Raw genomic sequence first — 17863 nt, forward strand, 5'->3', positions numbered from 1 at the left:
TCACGCCGTCAGCGCTGCAGGGTCAGCAGGCCCGGACGGTAGGGCAGCAGGCCGTAGTCGCCGCCGGAGTTGGGGCTGCGGCCCTGGTAGAGCAACTGCAGGTTGCAGGGATCAACGGTGAAGGTCTGATCGGCGCTGGCACGGACCAGCTCGCCGTGGCTGATGTCGTTGGTCCAGGTGGCGCCGCTGTTGGCCTTGCCGGCGAACGGGTTGCCCTCGCTGGCGGCCTGCGGCGTCCACGAACCGTTCAGGCTGGTCGCCGTGAACGAGCGGAAGTAGCGGCCCTGCGAGCCGATCGCCTCGACGAGCATCAGGTACTTGTTCTGGCCCTGCAGCTTGTAGACCTGAACGCCTTCGAACAGGTTGTTCGTCGAGTCGCTCATGATCACCGTCGAGGACGAGCCGAAGTTGCCGGGGAAGTTCCCGATCGGCATGCTCGCCCGGTAGATCCTGCCGTTGTCGCCGGCGAAGAACAGGTACATGTTCGTGCCGTCACCGATGAGCGTCTGGTCGATGGGCCCGGTGCCGGAGCCGGAGATGCTGCCGGTGAAGAGCGGCTGCTCCGCCGACCAGCCGTTCGGGTTGGTGGGGTCGGTCGAGGTCCGGTAGGAGAAGGGTGTGCTGCCCCACTGGTAGGCGAGCACCCAGATGTTCCTCGGGGCGAAGTAGAACAGGGTGGGCGCGACGGTGCTGGAGGACATGGCGTTCTGGCTGGCCGAGGCCATCTCCGACCAGTTGCTGAACGGGCTGAAGTTCATCGAGCCCCACCGCGTGCCGGTGTCGTGCGTGGTCGCGTAGACCAGGTGCCTGCCGTTGTAGGGGGCGACGGTGAAGTCCTTGAGCGAGACCCAGCCCGACCTCGGCGTCGCCAGCGCTCCCGTCGAGGTCCAGCGGTAGCTCGACGGAAGGTCGCACTCGCCGGGGTCGCCGGGGTCGCCGGGGTCGCCGCCGTCCACCCGGGCGAGCTGCCACTGCTGGTTGGCGCCGCCCCAGTCGTCGTACTGGACGATGTTGGCGCCGTCGGCGGTGGAGGCGCCCTGCACTTCGAGGGCCTTGTTGCTGTGGCGCGAGATGAACCTCACGTAGCCGTCGGAGCTGTCGGCCAGCCGCCACTGCTGGTTGGTGCCGTTGTGGTCGGCCCATTGCACGATCGCGCCGCCGTTGGCGGTGGACCAGTTGTGGACGTCCAGGACCTTGCCGGAGTGGCGGGACTTGATGCGGTAGTAGCCGCCGCCGGAGTCGACGAACTGCCACTGCTGCTGGTTGCCGTTGTTGCGGGACCACTGGGTGATGCGGGCGCCGTCGTTGGTGGCGAGGTTGTAGACGTCGAGGGCCTTGCCGCTGTTGCGGTTGACCAGGACGTACCACGCGTTGGTGTCCACGGTGGCCGCGTTGGCTGACTGGGCCTGAAGGGCGACGAGCAGGCTCGCCAGTAAGGTGGCCACCGCCGCGAGAACGGACAGTGATCTGGATTTCGCCATGGGTGGTTGGTGCCTTCCTGTGTGTCGACGTGTTGCGTCAGGGGGTGGTGAGATCGAAGCGGCGCACGGTGACCGCGCCGCCGAGGGACCGGGTCGCGTAGTTGAAGATCCCGAAGCGGTAGCCCATGAAGAACTGCCAGGCGTTGTTCAACGTGAAGGCCGGCCCGAGGCTGACGAAGGTGCTGCCGTCGGTGCTGTAGGAGAAGCGGGCCTGCCTGCCGGAACCGGGCCGGATGTCCGCGTTGACCCGCAACCAGATCCGGCCACCTGAGACGTTCGCGCTCGCCGCCTCGGTCCCGGTGCCGGTGGTCTGCCACGAACTGTTCATGGTCAGCCCGTTCGTCATCACGACCCGGTTGGCGCCGTTGTCGCGTTTGACACCGATCCAGGCCGACTGGTCGCGCAGCATGGCGAGCCCGGCGCGGTCGCCGTCGGCCATCTGCGAGTAGTCGAGCTCGATCGTCGCCGTCGACGACGGGCCCTGGATGCGGTGGGTCAGGGTGTTACGGGCGTTGTAGAGGTCGCCTGTGACGGTCGCGGTCTGCAGACGCAGGCCGTTGCCGGTGGAGAAGCGGCTGGTGTCGGGATTGTGATTCCATTCCCAGCGGTGGCCGAGACCGCCCGAGGTGAAGGTGTCGGGGCCGATCATGGGCGCCACGGTCCTGCTGGTCTGGATGTCCGGCTTCGGGTAGTTGACACCCCAGCCGCCGTTGACGGTCTGCACGGTGGGCCAGTCGTTGGTCCAGGTGATCGGCGCGAGTGCGGGGACGCGGCCGCCGGGGTAGGCGTCGACGAACGACATGTAGTACCAGGCGCCGTTCTGGGTCTGGACGAGCCCGCCCTGGTGGGGCACGCCGCCTCCGGAGATGGGGCCGGGCATGTCGAGCAGGACCTGCCGCATCTCGTACGGGCCCCACGGCGAGGTGGAGCGGAGCACGTACTGGCCGTTGGCGGGGCGGGTCAGCCAGATGTAGTAGTAGCCGTTGCGCTTGTAGAAGCGGGCGCCCTCCAGCGTGCCGACGCTGCTCGGGGTCTGGAACACCTGCTGGGCGCGCACCTGGCTGAGCCCGTCGGCCGAGAGCTGGGCGACGCTGATGGTGCCGTTGCCGTAGGCGACGTACATGGTGTCGTCGGTGTCGACCAGCAGGCCCGCGTCGTAGTAGCAGTTGTTGATCTGCGAGCGCTTGGTCCACGTGCCGTCCACGGCGGAGGCGGTGTAGACGTAGGTCCTGTTGAACTCGACGCAGCCGATCCAGTAGTAGGTGCTGTTGCTGGGCCGGTAGTTCAGGGTCGAGGCCCAGATGCCCTTCACGTACGCCCGGCCGCCGTTGAGGTCGTAGGCGCCCGAGCCGAAGTCGAGCCTCGGCACCGAATGGCCGGCGTACTCCCAGTCGACCAGGTTGTAGGAGCGCAGGATCGGCGCGCCCGGCGAGTAGTGCATCGTCGAGGCCGAGTAGTAGTAGGCGTCGCCGACCCGGATGATGTCGCCGTCGGCGAAGTCCTGCCAGACGACCGGGTTGGTGTAGGTGCCGCCAGGGTCCGGGTTGCCGCCGTCGACCCGGGCGAGCTGCCACTGCTGGTTGGCGCCGCCCCAGTCGTCGTACTGGACGATGTTGGCGCCGTCGGCGGTGGAGGCGCCCTGCACTTCGAGGGCCTTGTTGCTGTGGCGCGAGATGAACCTCACGTAGCCGTCGGAGCTGTCGGCCAGCCGCCACTGCTGGTTGGTGCCGTTGTGGTCGGCCCATTGCACGATCGCGCCGCCGTTGGCGGTGGACCAGTTGTGGACGTCCAGGACCTTGCCGGAGTGGCGGGACTTGATGCGGTAGTAGCCGCCGCCGGAGTCGACGAACTGCCACTGCTGCTGGTTGCCGTTGTTGCGGGACCACTGGGTGATGCGGGCGCCGTCGTTGGTGGCGAGGTTGTAGACGTCGAGGGCCTTGCCGCTGTTGCGGTTGACCAGGACGTACCACGCGTTGGTGTCGACCGTCGCCGCTGACGCCGGGGGTGTGACGAGCACGCCCACGAGAAGAAGCAGGGACGAGAGGACCGCGAGCACGCGTCTCACAGGAACCTCCAGAGGTTGGTGTTCGAGCCGTTGTCGTCGGCGAGCACGACCTGCGCGCCCTGGGAGGTGCCGGCGAGACCGAGGACCCGGCCGCCGTTGGCGCACTGGATCCGGAAGGCGGCTGCCGACCCGTGGCGCAGCCGCCAGCGATGGTCGGCGGTGCCGCTGTCGGCCCACTGCACGGCACGCGACCCCGCGGCGGTGCCCATGTTCTCCACGCCCAGCACCTTCTGACTGTTGGAGTTGCGCAGCCGCAGGTAGCCGCCGGTGTCGACGATCGCCGTCCACAGGTGGTCGGCGGTGCCGGTGTCGCCCCACTGGATGACGAGCGCGCCGTCGGCCATGGACATGCCGGTGACGCCGAGCACCATCCCGGTGCCCACGTTCTGCATGCGCCGCGCGCCGTTGGGCACGAAGCGCCACTGGTTGTCCGCGCTCCCGTTGTCGGAGTCCTGGACCGCCTGGGCGCCGTTGGCGGTCGATCCGTTCTGGATGCCGAGCAGCTTGGAGCTGTGGACGTTGCGGATCTTGACGGAGCCGTCGCCGACGTCCGAGATCGTCCAGCGGTGGTCGGCGGTGCCGTTGTCACCCCACTGGAGCACCCGGGCGTTGTCGGCGGTGGACATGTTCTCGACGCCGAGCACCTTGCCGCTGTGCGCGTTGCGCAGTCGCAGGGCGTTGCCGTCGACGACCGGAACCCAGTCGTGGTCGGCGGTGCCGTTGTCCGTCCACTGGAGGGCCAGGCCGCCGTCGGCGGTGGACATGTTCTGGATGCCGAGGGCCAGCCCGCTGGCCGCGTTGAGCAGCCGGAAGGTGGCCTCGCCGGTGCCGCCGTGACCACCGGTGTTCCAGTAGACGACGTAGTTGTGGTCATGGGCGTCGTAGAACGGCCCCAGCCGCACCGACGCCCCGTCGGCGGTGGCCGTGAAGGCCAGGGACGAGGTGCTGGTCCGGCTGATCGACGAGGGGGCCAGGGTGGGGGCCGACGACAGGCTGCTGTTGCCGTAGTCGCCTGACAACACGACCGGGCCGTAGGTGACGGCCTGCACGTTCGGGTTGTCGTTGGCGGCCTTCATGACCACCCGCATGGGCAGTCGTACGGTCACGGTGTCGCCCGGCGTCCACGATCGAGTGAGATCGGCGTACGCGCCGGGGGTGACGGAGATGTTCTGCTGCACGCCGTTGACGCTGATGGTGGCGCCCTGGGTCCAGGCCGGGATGCGGATGCGCATCGTCCACGATCCGCTCGCGTCACCGGTGACCCGCAGCGACGTGGTGTCGCTGACCGGATAGGAGGTGGTCTGCGTGACCGTGATGCCGCGTTGGCTCCAGTCGAGTGTGGAGGGCGCGAACAGGTTCACGAACAGCGTGGTGCCGTTGTGGAAGTAGATCGAATCCATCAGCTTGGTGTTGGTCTCGATCCCGGTGCCCTGGCAGCACCAGAAGGAGTTGTAGTCCGTGCTCCACGTGCCGCCGCCCCAGGCCGGGCCGACACCGCGGCGTCCGCCCGGGTTGAGCGGAGTGAAGTAGGTGACGTGCCCGCGTGCGTCAGTCGGATCCTGCTGCCCGATCAGGTGGTTGAGCAGGGCGTTCTCGTAGTAGTCGAAGTAGTCGGCCCGGGTCGGCGACAGCAGCCACAACTCCCGGGTCAGCTTGAGCATGTTGTAGGTGTTGCACGCCTCGCCGGTGTCCCTGGTCAGGTGGGCGGCGATCGCGTCGGGGGCGCGGAAGTGCTCGGCCTGGCTGTTGGCGCCGTTCACGTACGTGTGCGCGCCGACGGTGATGGACCAGGCGTTGGCGGCGATGTCGCGGTAACGGGTGGTGCCCGTCGCCTTGTACTCCCGGGCCGCCCCGATCCACTTGGGCACCTGGGTGTTGGCGTGCAAGCCGTTGAGCCGGTCCTGGTTCGCGGCCAGCGGGTTGAACACGGCCGCGTGGTCGAAGCGCTGGGCCGTGGCCAGCCAGCGGGAGTCGCCGGTCATCTGGTACACGTCCGTCAGCACGGCGTTCATGCCCCCGAACTCGGTGCCGAGCATGGCCTGCATCTGGCTTGAGCCGAGCCGCGACGTGCGGGTGTCCACCCATCCGGCCAGGGCCAGCAGCACGGTCCTGGCCTGGGTGTCGCCGATCAGCCGCCACACGTCCAGCAGCCCGGCCAGGGTCTTGTGGATGCAGTAGTAGGGCACGTTGCCGTTGGTCAGGGTGCGGTTCTCCACGGCGGTGATGTCGGACTCGGGGAAGCCGGACAGGTAGCCGCTGGTGAACCCGGCGGCGCCGTTGTTGGCCTGGCATCTGGCCAGTTCGGCGACCATGTGCTCGGCCTTGTCCCGGCAGGTGGTGTCGCCGAGCACGGCGTAGGCCTGCGCCCACGCCGTCAGGAAATGGCCCTGCATGTGGGACCGGAACGGGAAGCTGGGCGCGTCCCAGCCCCCGTTGGCCGTCGCCCCGTTGGTGGACAGGCGGTGGTTGGCCCGGAAGACGTACAGCAGCCGGTCGACGTCGACGAAGCGCAGGTAGTTCAGGGTGCGGTTCTGATTGTCCAGCAGGCGGCCCGAGGTCAGCCGGACCTGGCCGAGGTCGAACGCGTGGGCCGAGACGCCGATGTCGGATCTGGCCCATGGGAGAGCGGCCAGGGCGGGGGAGGCGCCGGCTACCTGGCCGGCGACCGTGAGCGCGGTGGTCGCTCCTGCGGCCTGTAAGAGCTGACGGCGGCTCAAGGACATGGGGCTCCTTGGAGGGGGGTGGTGACCGGCCGCCGCCGGTCACGTCTGTTAGCGTTAACATCCTTCCGCGGAAAGCGGTGGACGGATCCGTTGAGCACGTTGTCGCGGAGTACAGCCGACGGTCCGGCACGGCGTCAACGAGGGGCGGGCCTCGCCGGCCGGGGCGATGCCATTGAAGCCCCTTCCCGCCTGCGGTTTCGCGCTGCACGTGCCGGTGAAAGTTTCACAGGCTCCATGGTTGCCGCCACGGTAAGTTGCGGCGGAACGCGGGTTAAATTGCCGCCTCGGGGCGCCGAACGTTGTCGAGCCACACCCGGCCGCCTCGGCCGGGCGTGGCTCAGCCTTCCTCGGCCTCCCCACCGGGGCCGAGGAAGGGTCGCACGAGGAGTGCGGCCAGCAGGTGGAGCCGGTCCGGGTCAGCAGGCCCAGACGTCAGATTGCTGGTCGGTGAGGCTCACGCGGTGCCCGCGTTGTAGGTCCACTTCTGGTTGTCGCCGCCCCAGCAGCTGTACAACTGCAGCGCCGCGCCGTTGCCGGAGCCGGCGGCGTCCAGGCACAGCCCGGACTGCACGCCCACGATCGTGCCGTCGGAGTTGACGCGCCACTTCTGGTTGTCGCCACCCCAGCAGGAGTAGATCTGGATCCTGGCGCCGTTGCCTGAGCCTCCGGCGTCCAGGCACTTGCCGCCGGACCTCAGCTCTCCGGACGAGGTCTGTGTCCACTGCTGGTTGCTCTGACCGTGGCAGTCCCACAGATGCACCGCGGTGCCGTCGGTGGTGCTGGAATTGGGTACGTCCACGCAGCGGCCGGAGGCCGTGCCCCTGATCTGCCCCTCGTCGCCCCCGCCGGGAGGCGGCGTCGTGTCGCCGCCGTTCAGCGCGTTGAGCACCGCGGTGTAGGCGGCCTTCTTGTTGCCGTTGCCGTCGAAGAGCAGCGCGGAGGCGCCGGAGCCGAGCCAGGAGTCAGTGTCGCGAACCCCCCAGACCGAGATGCCGGTACAGCGCGGCACCGCCAGGCAGTCGTTGACGACGTTGGCGTACGTGGTGGCCGAGCCGCCCTGGATGTCCAGCTCGGTGATCTGCACGTCGACCCCCAGCGCGGCGAAGCTCTGGATGGTCGTGCGGTAGTTGCTGTTGTAGGGGCTGTTGCTGTTGAAGTGCGATTGCAGGCCGACGCAGTCGATCGGCACGCCGCGGGCCTTGAAGTCCCTGACCATGTTGTAGACGCCCTGCGTCTTGGCCCAGGACCAGTTGTCGATGTTGTAGTCGTTGTAGCACAGCTTGGCGGCCGGGTCGGCGGCGCGTGCGGTGCGGAAGGCCACCTCGATCCAGTCGTTGCCGGTGCGCTGGAGGTTGGAGTCACGCCGGCCGCCGGAGTTGCCGTCGGCGTAGGCCTCGTTGACCACGTCCCAGGCGTAGATCTTGCCCTTGTAGTGATTCATGACGCCGTTGATGTGGTCGATCATCGCCTGGCGCAGCGAGCCGCCCGAAAGCGCCTGCATCCAACCCGGCTGCTGGTTGTGCCAGGCCAGGGTGTGCCCGCGCACCCGCTTGCCGTTCTGCACGGCCCAGTTGTAGATCCGGTCCCCGTTGGTGAAGTTGAACTGCCCCCGGTTGGGCTCGGTGGCGTCGATCTTCATCTCGTTCTCGGCCGTCACCATGTCGAACTCGCGGTTGGCGATCGACGTGTACTGGGAGTCGCCGAGCTTCTGCGCGGCGATGGCGGTGCCGAAGTAGCGGCCGCTCTGCGCGGCGGCCGCGCCCAGCGTGCTCTCCGCGGCATTGGCGGGAATCGCCGTCGTCAGGGCTGTGGCCAGGCCGATCGCGCCGATCGCACCGGTGATCAGTGCCCGGCGGCGCGCGCCGGGCGACCGTCTGGCGGGGGGTGGGGACATGGCGTTGACACGCATGCTTGAGCCTCCAAGAGCGAACCATGGGGAAGGAATCCCGCGGGACCGACGCCGCGCCCCGGTGGGGACGCACACCACAGGCGTCGGACGGCAGTCCCCCTGCTGAGGGTCACCGACCTGGTCAGGGAGATCACCTTGGGCACTCAGTGTGGGAAGCTCTCCGAAAATTGTCAAGGATGTAGTGAAATGTTTCGGGAACGCCTGCCCGCGTCCGCGCCGGTCATCCTGGCTCAACGTGTGACTCGCGGCCTCGATGATTTCGGTCCGCCCGGGTGGGGGCTCGGCTGAAAGTTTCATGGCGACGCTCTCGCTGCTGGGCTGCGCCCGGACCCGATCGTCCGAGGTGAGTGCGCTGGGGCGCCGCCTCCGCCGGTCAGCTGCACGTTAAGGCGCTCTTGACAGTAGCTTTCCGTCTCGTATTTGCTCCGTTGCGCCACCACTTCCCACGGCCCCAGGGAGAGCTCGACGGTTTGTTAGCGCTAACAGTGAACGTGGCGTACCCATGACCTGACCCACCGCGCCTCGTACCCATGCCCGCCCGACTTCGGAAGGTGACCATGAAAGTCGCATCCCCCCTTCGGTTCGGCGTCATGGCGAGGCGCTGTGCGGTGGCGATCGTGGCGCTGCTCTGCGTCGTGACGGCGATCCCGGGCACGGCCAGGGCGGACAACCCGATCGTCCAGACGATCTACACCGCCGACCCCGCTCCGCTGGTGCACAACGGCCGGGTCTACCTCTACACGGGACACGACGAAGACGGCTCGACGTGGTTCACCATGAAGGAGTGGCGGGTCTGGTCGTCCGCGGACCTGGTGAACTGGACCGACCACGGCTCGCCGATGAGCGTGGCCACCTTCAGCTGGGCGAGCGCGGACGCGTGGGCGGGCCAGGCCGTCCACAGGAACGGCAAGTTCTACTGGTACGTCCCCGTGAAGGACCGGGCGAGCGGCCAGATGGCCATCGGCGTCGGGGTCTCCACCAGCCCCACCGGGCCCTTCACGGATGCCATAGGCCGCCCCCTCGTCAGGAACGGCGAGATCGACCCCAGCGTCTTCATCGACGACAACGGGCAGGCCTATCTGTACTGGGGCAACCCCAACCTCTGGTACGTCAGGCTCAACGCCGACATGATCTCCTACTCCGGCAGCCCCACCCAGATCCCGCTCACCACCGCGGGCTTCGGCACCCGCACCGGCGACAGCAACCGTCCCACCCTGTACGAGGAGGGCCCCTGGGTCTACAAGCGCAACGGCCTCTACTACAACGTCTTCGCCGCGAGATGTTGCTCGGAGTTCGTCGCCTATTCGACGGCGCCCGGCCCCACCGGCCCCTGGACCTACCGCGGGACCGTCATGCCCACCCAGGGCAGCAGCTTCACCAACCACCCCGGTGTCATCGACTACAACGGCGGATCCTACTTCTTCTACCACAACGGCGCCCTGCCGGGCGGTGGCGGCTTCACCCGCTCGGTGGCCGTCGAGAAGTTCACCTACAACGCCGACGGAAGCATCCCCACGATCACCATGACCACGGCCGGAGCGCCCCAGGTGGGCACGTTGAACCCCTACGCCCGCCAGGAGGCCGAGACGATCGCCTGGGCGTCCGGCGTGGAGACCGAACCCGCCGGCGAGGGCGGCATGAACGTCGGGTGGATCGAGAACGGGGACCACATCAAGGTCAAGGGCGTCGCCTTCGGCTCCGGCGCGAGGTCCTTCAGCGCGCGGGTGGCCTCGGCGACCAGCGGCGGCCGCATGGAGCTCCGCCTGGACGGGGTCAACGGCACGCTGGTGGGGACGTGCACCGTGCCGGGCACCGGCGGCTGGCAGGCGTGGACGACGGTCACCTGCCCGGTGAACGGCGCGACGGGCACCCGTGACCTGTACTTCAGCTACACCGGCGGCAGCGGCTACCTGTTCAACGTGAACTGGTGGCAGTTCACCGGCGGCTCCTCATTCCAGTAGTCCCGAACCGGCCGATGCTCTCGCCGGACAAGGGAGCAGCGAATGGTTCCCCCATCCACACGGATCGCCATCCGCACCAAGAACGGAGTTACGTGATGTCAGGACGCGGCTCCCTTTTCACCACCATCGCGGTCGCCGCCGCGGCGCTTCTCGTACTGGCCACGGGCGGTGCGGCGATGAGCAGCGACGCCGGCGCCGCCGCGGCGCCCGCCGGCGCCCTCGCGACGACCGCCGGATGCGGCAAGACCCCGACGCTGAACAGCGGCACGCACTCGATCCAGACCAGCGGCAAGAACCGCTCCTACATCCTCAGGCTGCCCGACGGCTACGACAACGGCACCCCCTACCGGTTGATCTTCGGCTTCCACTGGCTGGGCGGCACCGCCGCCGACGTCGACTCCGGCGGAGCCAGCGGATACCCCTGGTCCTTCTACGGCCTCAGGCAGCTGTCGGGCAACGGCGCGATCTTCGTCGCGCCCCAGGGCTTCAACAACGGCTGGGCGAACAACAACGGTGAGGACGTCACCTTCGTCGACGACCTGATCCGGCTCATCGAGGCGGACCTCTGCGTCGACACCTCGCAGCGCTTCGCCACCGGTTTCAGCTACGGCGGCGGCATGAGCTTCTCTCTCGCGTGCTCGCGGCCGGAGGTCTTCCGGGCGGTCGCGGTCTTCTCCGGCGCGCAGCTCAGCGGGTGCAGCGGCGGAACCCAGCCGGTCGCGTACATGGGGTTGCACGGCCTCGGAGACACCGTGCTCGGCATCGCGCAGGGACGGGCGCTGCGTGACAGGTTCGTCCGGAACAACGGCTGTACCGCGCAGAACCCGCCCGAGCCGAGTTCGGGCAGCCGCGGCCACATCGTCACCACCTACTCCGGGTGCCGGGCCGGTTATCCGGTCGTCTGGGCCGCGTTCGACAACGGCCACACGCCGGCCCCCGTGGACGGCACCTACACCGACAACGGCGTCACGACCTGGACCAAGGCGGAGGTGTGGAAATTCTTCTCCCAGTTCGGGAGCTCCTCATCGCCGACCCCCGCACCCGGTGGATGCACGGCCACGATGGAGACCGTCAACTCCTGGTCCGGCGGTTTCCAGTCCACCGTGACCGTCCGCGCCGGCGGCAGCGCCGTCAACGGCTGGACGGTCGGCTGGACCTGGCCGGGCGGGCAGACGATCAGCAGCCTGTGGAACGGCGTCCGCTCCGGCTCCGGAGCCGGCGTGACCGTACGCAACGAGGCCTACAACGGCTCGATCGCCCCCAACGGCACCACCACGTTCGGCTTCACCGCGGGCGGCTCCCCGGCCACGCCCACCCTTTCCTGCGACGCCTCCTGACCAGGTGCCGCGGGCACGCAGGTCAACCGGCCGACGGAGCCAGGCTCCGTCGGCCGGTCCCGCGATGGCGGCGCCGACCAACGGCGGACCCGCACCTGAGGCTCGTCGGTCGTGCGGGGTCAAGGGCTGGAGGGTGGGCCGGCGCCGTGATCGGCCACGGTCAGCAGGCGTCTTCCGGCGTGCTCGGGCCGGACGTTGGGGGTGTCGGCCTCCAAGGCGTCGCCGGACCGGCGGGTGAGCGAGGCGATGGTGTCCTCGTCGATCGTGAGGCCCAGCCCCGCGGAGTCGCCGAGGATGAACGCGCCGTCCTCGACGGTCAGATCGAGGGACACCCCGAGCGGTGGCCGCAGGTCCTGCAGTTCGCTGACCAGGTGGTTCGGCACCGACGTCGCGGAGTGCAGCAGGCCGATCGGGGTGGTGCCGATCGGGCTGACCGGCAGGTCGTGGGCGTGCGCCAGAGCGGATACGCGCAGGAAATGGGTGATCCCCCAGACGGCGGCCGTCTGGACGATGTCGACGGCCCCCGCCGCCAGCAGCGGCCGGTACTGATCGAGCCCGGTGAGGTTCTCGCCCGTGGCGACCGAGGCGCGGATCCCGCGGCCGACGGTGACGAGACCTTCGGCGTCCCACCGCCGGACCGGCTCTTCGATCCACACCAGGTCCAGGGTGCGTTCCAGCTCGCAGACGTGCCGGACCGCCTGCTTGCGGGTCCAGGACTCGTTCACGTCGAGCATCAGACCCGGCCGCGATCCGTGCCCGGCCTCGGCCAGGACCTCTCGTACGAGGGTGAGGCGGTGCCGGTCGCGTTCGAGGTCGAGGCCGCCCTTGAGCTTGGCCGCCCGCAGCCCGTGCCGGGCGTACCCCTGGTAGAGGGAGGCGAGTTCCTCGTCGGTCAGGCTGATGTCGAGGCCGGAGGCGTAGGCGGGGACCCGCCTGTCGCGACCGCCCAGCAGACGCCAGAGCGGTTCGCCGGCGGCCTGTGCCTTGATGTCCCACAGAGCGGTGTCGAGTGCGCCGATGGTCCCGAACACGGCGCCCGCGTGACCGGCCTTGAACGTCTGCCGCAGCATGCGGTCGTAGAGCGCCGTCACGCCGCGCGGATCCTCTCCCTCGATGGCGGCGAAGACGGTGTCGAGGTGCGCGTGCGGCCCGAGGCCGACGCCGGTGATGCCTTCGTCGGTGTCCACCATGATGATCGGCACCGGCACGTTCCCGTCGGCGTGGACGCCGTTGGCGTCGCCGACGGTGCGGCCCCATTCATGCACTGTCGTGAGCGTCCGATACCCCGAGATGCGCATGTCAGCCCTTCGTGGAACCGGCGGTGACACCGTCGGCGATCTGGCGTTGCAGGAAGAGATAGATCAACAGGACGGGTACCGCGGCGATCAGGACTCCCGAGGCGAACTGGGGGATGTTGTCCGAGTACTGGCCGCGTAGCGCGGTGACCCCGACCATGAGGGTGCGATGCTCCGGGGACGGCGTCATCAGCAGGGAGATGAGCACGTCGTTCCAGCAGAACAGGGCGTCGAGGATGCCGACCGACAGCAGGGCCGGAGCGCCGAGCGGGATCATGATGCGCCGGTAGACGCCGTAGGTGGAGTTCCCGTCGATCTTCGCGGCGTGGACGATCTCCACGGGGATGGTCCGGTAGTGGCTGGTCATCAGGAAGACGGTGAAGGGGAGGAACTGCGCGACGTAGGTCAGAATCAGTCCGGGGTAGGTGTCGATGAGGCCTCCGGCCGCCATGACCCGGGTCAGCGGCACCATGATCACCTGGAACGGGACGAACAACGCCGCCAGGCAGCCGAGGAACAACACTGAGGAGCCGCGGAAACGCAACTGAGCCAGTGCGAAGCCGGCCATCGACCCGAAGAGCAGCAGCAGGATGACCGCGGCCGTCACCACGAAGAGCGAGTTGGCGAAGTAGCGCGCCATGCCGACGCTGTTCCACGCCGCGGCGATGTTCTCCAGGTGCAGTGAGCTCGCCGGGGAGAACCGGTCGAAGATGTACTCCCGCCGGGTCTTCATGGCGACGTTGGTGGTGAACACGAGGGGGTAGACGGTCGCCAGCGCGAGGAGCGCCATCGGGACGGCGGCCAGCCACCTGCCCAGGCGCATGCCGCGCATCAGTCCTCCCTCCCCGCCCGGCGCAGCACCGCCACCTGAAGGATTCCGACCACGAGCATGATGAGGAACAACACCGTCGACGCGGCCGAGGCGAGTGCCGGGCGGTTCATCTGTCCCTGCTGGATCCAGACGTAGAACTCCGGCAGGTACGTCGAACCTTCAGGTCCTCCGCTGGTCATCACGTACAGCAGGCCGAACATCGAGGTCAGCATTCCGATCATGGTGGTCACGAAGACGAACTGGATGGTGCGCGACAGGCCCGGGACGATGACATGCCAGATGGTCTGGGGAAGTGACGCGCCGTCCATCCGGGCGGCGTCCAGGAGCGCGGCGTCCAGGGTGGAGAATCCGGCGAGGAAGACCACCAGGGCCATCCCGAACGTCGCCCAGACGTGCACGCCGATGACCGTGAACATGGCCAGGCCCGGGTCGCCGAGCCAGTCGACGGGGCCGAGGCCGATCTGTCCCAGGGCGGTGTTCAACGGGCCGTCGAAGCCGAGCATCAGGTTGAAGATGGCACCGACGATCACCGGTGAGAGCACGGCGGGGAAGAAGTAGACGCCGCGGAAGAGCCGATGCCCGGGCACCCGCAGATAGATGAACGTCGCCAGCAGGCCGGGGATCGCGACCGCGAAGGGAAGCAGGAGCACCAGCAGTCCGACATTGCCCAGTGCGGTGCGGAACAACGGGTCGTTCAGCAGTTCGGCGTAGTTGTCGAAGCCGACGGGCATCCCGTTGCGCTCGCCGTCTCCGGTGAAGGAGAAGTTGACGCCCAGCACCAGCGGCCACAACCGCAGGGCCACGATGATCAGTACGGCTGGAGCCACCAGGACGAAGGGCGCGAAACGCTCGGCCCGCGCCCCCGGGGGACCTCCGATCGGCACGCGATCAACTCGCCTTGTCCGAGGCGGCCAGTTGCCTCACCACGTCGTCGACGCTCGCCGACCCGCTCAGAAGCTGCTGGGACAACCTGCCCATCAGCTCCAGGGTCTTGCTGGACAGCGCGACGTGCAGGGCGGGCTTGCCGGTCTTGATCTGGGGCACGATCGCCGCCACGGCGGGAGCGCCCTGCGACACGTCGATCGTGGTGTCGGAGGTGATCGCGCCGGCGCCGGTGTAGAAGGCGGTCAGAGCGTCGGTCGAGGTCAGCGACCGCACCAGGTCGGCTGCCAGCGCGGGGTTCTTGGCCGACTTGGCGACCGCGTAGCCGATGCCTCCGTCGTAGGGAAGGACGGGCGTGGCCTCGCCGGTGACCACCGGGGCCGTCATGACGCCGACCTGGCCGGCGCCCAGGAACTCGCCGAAGTCCTTCCAATGCCCGACATCCGACATCAGCCCGATGATGGTGGCGGCCTTACCGGTGTTGAAGAGGGCGAAGGCGTCGTTGAACAGCGCGGTGGAGTTGGGCCCGTCGTTGTTCAGGCCGTCGTCGTTGACCTTCTTCCACAGGTTGAAGATCTCCTTCACGTGGGGAGAGGTCCAGTCGCGCTTCCCGGCGATCCAGTCGTCGTACTCCTTGGGCGTCAGGATGCCCGGTCCGAGCCCCGACATGAAGAACTGGATGCCGAAGCCCTCCTTGTTGCCGAGGGCGAGGCACCTGGCGCCGGCCGTCTTCTTGACGGCTGCGCAGCCGCTGACGAACTCGTTCCACGTCTTCGGCGGGTTCGCGGGGTCCAGCCCGGCCTTCTGGTAGATCGTCTTGTTGTAGTAGATCGGGTGGCCCTGCAACGTCACCGGGGCGGCATAGATCGTGCCGTCCTTGCTGAAGGCGTCCCAGCCCGCCAGCCGCTGCCTGTCGTCGGCGACGTACCGGTCCAGCGGCAGCAGCGTGTTCACCCGGTCGCGGATCTGCCCGCCGCCGTTGAACAGCATGACGTCGGGGCCCTTCCCCGACTGGGTGGCCGCCCCGAGGAGCGTGTAGTACTGGTCGAACGGCTGGGCCACGAACTCGACGGTGACGTCGGGATGTTTCCTGGCGAAATCGGCCTTGGCCTTCTCCAGGTAGGAGGCCACGCCGGGTTCGCCGGATTTCCAGTCCCAGACCACGATCGTGCTCGTGGTGTCCCCGGACGAGGGCTGTGTCGGTGCGGCGCTCCCGCAGCCGGTCACGGCCAGTCCTGTGACGAGGACGGCCGCCCATAGTCTTCGCTGCTTCATGGCTGTTCACTCTCCAGAACGCGGCCGGCGTCCTCGGCCGTCTGCCACGGAAACGTAACTCGTATGACGTATGACGTCAACAGGAATGCCCTATACTGGCGCCGGTCGAGGCACTGGAGGGGGCCATGACGACATCGCAGGAATCGCCCGGCAGCGCCTCCGCCCCGCCCGCATGGGTCCGGCGGCCGGCCAGCCTCGCCAAGGCGGTGACGGCGGAGCTCGTCGAGCGCATCGTCCGCGGCGTGCACCCGTCGGGCACGCCCCTTCCCCCCGAGCCCGTGTTGTGCGAGACCTTCTCGGTGAGCCGGACCGTCGTGCGCGAGGCCGTGAAGATCCTCCAGGAGAAAGGGCTCGTCCAGGTCCGCCAGGGCGCGGGCACCATGGTCACCCCGCCCACGAAGTGGGACATGCTCGACGAGCTCGTGCTCGCCGCGACCATCGACATGGACGAGAGCCTGGGCATCCTCGACGACCTCGTCGTCACCCGCCGGCTGCTCGAGTCCGACATGGCCCACCTCGCCGCCCGCGTGGCCGGCGAGGAGACCGTCGAGCGGCTGCGCGCGCTCGTGGACCGGATGGACGACCTCGTGGACGACCACGTCACCTACGCCGACCACGACCGTGCCTTCCACGACGTGATCATGCAGGCGTCCGGCAACCGCATCGCCCGGGGCGTGGTGCGAGCGCTGGAGAGCCAGGTGATCAACACCGCCCGCTACATGGGCAAGCCGGAACGCGCTCTGTGCGTGGCGTCCAATCAGGGCCATCGCCGGATCTACGAGCGCATCGCCGCCCACGACCCCGACGGCGCCGCCGAAGCGATGTTCACACACATCACCGAGGCCTGGCTCGTCCGGCGCAACGCGCCGAGCGCTCCCGTGCGCCTGCAACGCTAGCGCCCGGCCGCCGTCCTCGACTGCCGCAGCGACATCACCGCCCAGGGCGCCCGTGCGATCCGGCCAACGTTATACCTGATGTACGGCCGTCCGAAAAGGTCTTGTTTCTGCAATCCTGATCGCTTACCGTGACGCTGCAAACGTAACCGATAACGATTGCAACTGGTGAGGGCGGCATGGCCGAGGGTGGCGCACCGGTGACGATGAGCGATGTCGCACGATCGGCGGGCGTCTCCACCGCCACCGTGTCGCGGGTGGTCAACGGGCGCTACGGCGTCAGCGCGAGAACGATCGCACAGGTCCGTTCGGCCATCGAGCAGCTCGGCTACGAGTCGAGTCTGGTGGCGACGAGCCTGCGGCGGAGCCGTACGAACGTCCTGGGGCTGGTGACCCACAGCTTCCAGTCCTACACGGCCGAGGTGCTCAAGGGCGTGATGGACGAGCTGAGCCAGTCGGGCTTCGACCTGATCATCTACGCCAACAGCGACCTTTACGGGTCCTATTCCGAGGGCTGGGAGCAGCGGCATCTGGCCCGCCTGGCGGGCACGCTCACGGACGGCTCCATCGTCGTCACACCCTCGGGCGAGGTGCGGAGCGGCACCCCGGTCGTGGTCATCGATCCGGCGATGGGCTCGACGGCGCCGTCGGTGACGGCCGACAATCTCGCCGGTGCCACCGCGGTGGTCGAGCATCTCCTTGACTTGGGGCACCGGCGGATCGCCTTCATCGCCGGCCGCTCCAGCCTGGCCTCCGCGGTGGCGCGCGAGGAGGGCTACCGGAGGGCGCTGACCGATGCCGGCATCCCCGTCGATCCGGAGCTGATCGCGAGAGGGGACTTCACTCCCGAGTCGGCGGCGCCGCTCGCGCGGGCGCTGCTGGACAGGGCGGACCGCCCGACGGCGATCTTCGCGGCGAACGACGGCATGGCGCTGAAAACGCTGGAGGTCGCAAGAGACCTGGGGCTCGACGTTCCCGGCGACCTGTCGGTGGCCGGCTTCGACAACATCCCGGACTCCGCGCTGGCCGAGCCGGGCCTGACCACGGTGGACCAGTCGATGTATCTGCTCGGGAACGAGGCCGCGCGCATGTTGAAGTCGCTGGTGCGCGGCGATTGGGAGGGCCCCGGCCAGATCGTGCTCCCGACCCGCCTGGTGGTGCGCGGCTCGACCGCGGCACCGAGAAGTTTGTGAAAGCGTGACGCCACCCA

General features: G+C 68.5%; 12 protein-coding genes. 4 read left to right on the forward strand and 8 right to left on the reverse strand.

Annotated features, from left to right (window positions below; translation table 11 throughout):
* Nucleotides 1–8 precede the first annotated feature (8 nt).
* From ABGB01_RS17850 to ABGB01_RS17865, 4 genes are all read right to left on the reverse strand, one after another.
* Nucleotides 9–1481 carry a non-reducing end alpha-L-arabinofuranosidase family hydrolase gene (locus tag ABGB01_RS17850; protein WP_347774548.1) on the reverse strand — a complete coding sequence of 491 codons (1473 nt, stop codon included), beginning with the start codon at nucleotides 1479–1481 and terminating at the stop codon, nucleotides 9–11.
* Nucleotides 1482–1518: 37 nt separating this feature from the next.
* Entirely contained in the window at nucleotides 1519–3546 is a 2028-nt protein-coding gene (locus tag ABGB01_RS17855) for an RICIN domain-containing protein (RefSeq protein WP_347774549.1), read from the reverse strand.
* A complete protein-coding gene (locus ABGB01_RS17860) occupies nucleotides 3543–6269 on the reverse strand; it encodes a beta-L-arabinofuranosidase domain-containing protein (protein WP_347774551.1) in 2727 nt (908 codons plus the stop codon). Before ABGB01_RS17860 ends, ABGB01_RS17855 begins: the two co-directional genes overlap by 4 nt.
* 454 nt (nucleotides 6270–6723) lie before the next feature.
* Nucleotides 6724–8178, reverse strand: coding sequence for an endo-1,4-beta-xylanase (locus ABGB01_RS17865; protein WP_347774553.1), 1455 nt, complete (start codon nucleotides 8176–8178; stop codon nucleotides 6724–6726).
* A gap of 590 nt (nucleotides 8179–8768) precedes the next feature.
* Here ABGB01_RS17865 and ABGB01_RS17870 point away from each other — a divergent pair.
* Nucleotides 8769–10139, forward strand: a complete 1371-nt coding sequence (locus ABGB01_RS17870) for a glycoside hydrolase family 43 protein (RefSeq protein ID WP_347774554.1) — start codon at nucleotides 8769–8771, stop codon at nucleotides 10137–10139.
* Between the two features lie 95 nt (nucleotides 10140–10234).
* Nucleotides 10235–11476, forward strand: a complete 1242-nt coding sequence (locus tag ABGB01_RS17875; protein ID WP_347774555.1) for a cellulose binding domain-containing protein — start codon at nucleotides 10235–10237, stop codon at nucleotides 11474–11476.
* A gap of 119 nt (nucleotides 11477–11595) precedes the next feature.
* Here the strand turns inward: ABGB01_RS17875 and ABGB01_RS17880 are convergent, their stop codons facing one another.
* The 4 genes from ABGB01_RS17880 to ABGB01_RS17895 are packed head-to-tail and all read right to left on the reverse strand — an operon-like array spanning nucleotide 11596 to nucleotide 15760.
* On the reverse strand, nucleotides 11596–12741 hold the full coding sequence (locus ABGB01_RS17880; protein WP_347774556.1) for a mandelate racemase/muconate lactonizing enzyme family protein: 1146 nt from the start codon (nucleotides 12739–12741) through the stop codon (nucleotides 11596–11598).
* Between the two features lie 34 nt (nucleotides 12742–12775).
* Nucleotides 12776–13603, reverse strand: coding sequence for a carbohydrate ABC transporter permease (locus tag ABGB01_RS17885; RefSeq protein WP_347616234.1), 828 nt, complete (start codon nucleotides 13601–13603; stop codon nucleotides 12776–12778).
* Complete coding sequence (locus ABGB01_RS17890) at nucleotides 13603–14487, reverse strand: sugar ABC transporter permease (protein ID WP_347774557.1); 885 nt, start codon at nucleotides 14485–14487, stop codon at nucleotides 13603–13605. The genes ABGB01_RS17885 and ABGB01_RS17890 overlap by 1 nt, the downstream gene beginning before the upstream one ends.
* Before the next feature lie 4 nt (nucleotides 14488–14491).
* On the reverse strand, nucleotides 14492–15760 hold the full coding sequence (locus ABGB01_RS17895; protein ID WP_347774558.1) for an extracellular solute-binding protein: 1269 nt from the start codon (nucleotides 15758–15760) through the stop codon (nucleotides 14492–14494).
* Between the two features lie 125 nt (nucleotides 15761–15885).
* Between ABGB01_RS17895 and ABGB01_RS17900 the strand changes: the two genes are divergently transcribed.
* Nucleotides 15886–16656, forward strand: coding sequence for a FadR/GntR family transcriptional regulator (locus ABGB01_RS17900; protein WP_347774559.1), 771 nt, complete (start codon nucleotides 15886–15888; stop codon nucleotides 16654–16656).
* A gap of 203 nt (nucleotides 16657–16859) precedes the next feature.
* Nucleotides 16860–17846, forward strand: coding sequence for a LacI family DNA-binding transcriptional regulator (locus tag ABGB01_RS17905; protein WP_347774611.1), 987 nt, complete (start codon nucleotides 16860–16862; stop codon nucleotides 17844–17846).
* Nucleotides 17847–17863: the final 17 nt, after the last annotated feature.

The organism is Nonomuraea sp. B5E05 (assembly GCF_039880665.1).
Classification (GTDB): Bacteria; Actinomycetota; Actinomycetes; order Streptosporangiales; family Streptosporangiaceae; genus Nonomuraea.